Source organism: Priestia sp. 179-F W1.4 NHS (assembly GCF_045369295.1).
In the GTDB taxonomy this organism is placed as follows: Bacteria; Bacillota; Bacilli; order Bacillales; family Bacillaceae_H; genus Priestia; species Priestia zanthoxyli.
Genome location: NZ_JBIQFF010000048.1, coordinates 1 through 2489 on the forward strand (window position 1 = coordinate 1; position 2489 = coordinate 2489).

Consider the following 2489-nt stretch of genomic DNA (forward strand, 5'->3'; position numbering starts at 1 on the left):
GAAGAGTTGGTGCGCCTATAAGGGCGTGTATTGAAAGTGCTGATAGCAAGGCATCAGGTTAGATTGCAAAGCCTGTCATCACCCAACTTATCCGGAATGGAAACTGAACGGGGAGTGTAGCATGTTGGGAAAGTCATAAGTTGATTAGATACCAAATCACGACTGAATGGCGAGGTGAAATTTGTGAATGAGGATGAAGATTAAACTATCTGAAGGACAGTCAGAGTCGTCCAAATCGCCGTCCATGACGGAAGGTATCTATTAACGTTATGCAGCCAAAGGGAGAGGTGCTGCAGTTCAACCTCTTTTATGCAATCTAAAGGCTGGACAAGCCTAATAAAGGTTAAATGGCGAACGTTCCGTCCGACATCACAAAGAAAGCTAAGTCAATACATGTCTAAATAGGGATTGCCTAAGTTGGAAGGCTTCTTTTGGAGCTATGACATTCAGTGTCTGAATATCCAATAAGGCAACGGAGTTCCCGTAGTAGTCCGAAATAGGGAAAGCCTATTACATGGCGAAGGGGAACAGCTTGTCTAGTTTAATACGATTCAGGAAGGAGCGAGAGGCTCATGAGAAATCCAGATATAGTATTAAGCAATCTAATTTCTAAATCCAAAGATAAAAACTACGTATTCGATCGACTGTATAGAAACCTTTACAATGTAGAATTTTACCTAAAAGCATACTCACAGCTGCATGCGAAACCAGGTAATATGACAAAGGGTACAGACAACAGAACAATTGATGGATTTAGCATTGCAAGAATCAATTCATTAATTGACTCGCTCAAAAATGAAACATACCAGCCAAAACCGTCCAAAAGAGTATATATTCCTAAAGCTAATGGCAAAAAACGCCCCTTGGGGATACCATCCTTTGATGACAAGTTAGTACAAGAAGTTGTTCGTATGATTCTAGAAGCAATATATGAGGGCAGCTTTCATGAGAGCTCGCACGGGTTTCGGCCAAAGCGAAGCTGTCACACTGCCTTAGACAAAGTACGGAAGACTTTCACAGGAGTAAGATGGTTTATAGAGGGAGACATTGAATCTTTCTTTGACAACATCGACCATCACGTACTAATTAATATCATCAAGAAAAGAATATCAGATCAAAAATTCCTTAGGTTACTGTGGAAATTTCTAAGAGCAGGATTTGTAGATGAGTGGAAATTCCACAAAACATACAGTGGAACGCCACAAGGTGGAATCATAAGTCCTCTTTTATCAAATATTTACCTTAATAAATTGGATGAATATATTAAGCAGTATGCATCAAAATTTAGACAAGGTATTAAGCGCACCGTAAACAAGGAATATAAGAAAAGTGCACATCTAGTATACTGGCACAGAAAAAAACTAAAGTTAGTATGGGAAACTCTCTCTGATGAAGAAAAGAAAGATGGGATTAAAACATATAAACAGCTTAAACGAAAACTTCTGGAAGTGAATTATAATGAACCGATGGATTCAAGCTATAAAAGAATACAATATGTTAGATATGCAGATGATTTCGTCATTGGAGTAATAGGAAGTAAAGAAGACTGTTTAAAGATAAAAGAAGACCTAACGGTCTTCCTTAAAGAAAGTCTATATCTCAATCTTTCGCAAGATAAAACTTTAATTACGCATAGTGCTAATAAAGCTAGGTTTTTGGGTTATGATATCACTGTTTCTAGAAGCTCCCATAAGAGCACAGATAAAACTGGTGCCTTGGCTAGAACACAAAATATGCGATGTAAACTCTATATGCCAGAGGAAAAATGGATAAATAAACTCAAAGAATATAAAGCACTCAAAATAACAAAAAATGGACAATGGAAGGCAACCCATAGAAATTACCTAATTAACAACGATGAATTGGAAATAATCAGTATCTTCAATGCTGAAATCTTAGGAATTTATAATTACTATAAACTTGCATTGAATAGTTACAGACTCAATTCATTTTATTACTTTATGAAATATAGTTTCCTTAGAACACTTGGTGCAAAATACCGTATTTCAGTCGCAAAGGTATTTTCGAAAATAGGGCGAAATGGGCGTATTGGTATCACGTACGAGACGATAAAAGGTACTCGTATCAGATATTTTTATGACGGTGGATTTAAAAGAGCGAGGAGCATAGGTTATTCCGAAATGGATTCCCAACCATACACAATAAAATACCATGGACGTACAAGTTTAATCGAAAGATTGCAAGCTAATCAGTGCGAGATGTGTAGGGAAACCACTGAATCTTTAGAGGTACATCATGTTCGTAAACTAAAAGACTTAAAAGGTAAGACTGTTTGGGAACAAAAAATGATGGCAAGACGGAGAAAAACTATGGTTTTGTGTGTTAGGTGCCATAGAAAACTCCATTTAGGAAAATTAGATTGATAAGGGGAAAGCCGTATACGCTGAGAGGTGTACGTACGGTTTGGAGGAAAGTACAGGAAAACCTGTCGTAGAAATGCGATAAGGCGTCAGGTGCTTATCCTACCA

1 protein-coding gene is annotated in these 2489 nt (G+C 37.5%); it reads left to right on the forward strand.

Annotated elements, in window-relative coordinates; translation table 11 throughout:
• Positions 1-572 precede the first annotated feature (572 nt).
• Complete coding sequence (locus ACH0CI_RS28065) at positions 573-2384, forward strand: reverse transcriptase domain-containing protein (RefSeq protein ID WP_182421067.1); 1812 nt, start codon at positions 573-575, stop codon at positions 2382-2384.
• The last annotated feature ends 105 nt before the right edge of the window (positions 2385-2489 follow it).

What these genes read in the sequence shown, in the direction of transcription:
- ACH0CI_RS28065 (WP_182421067.1), top strand. Translation starts at nt 573, where the DNA reads ATGAGAAATCCAGATATAGTATTAAGCAATCTAATTTCTAAATCCAAA.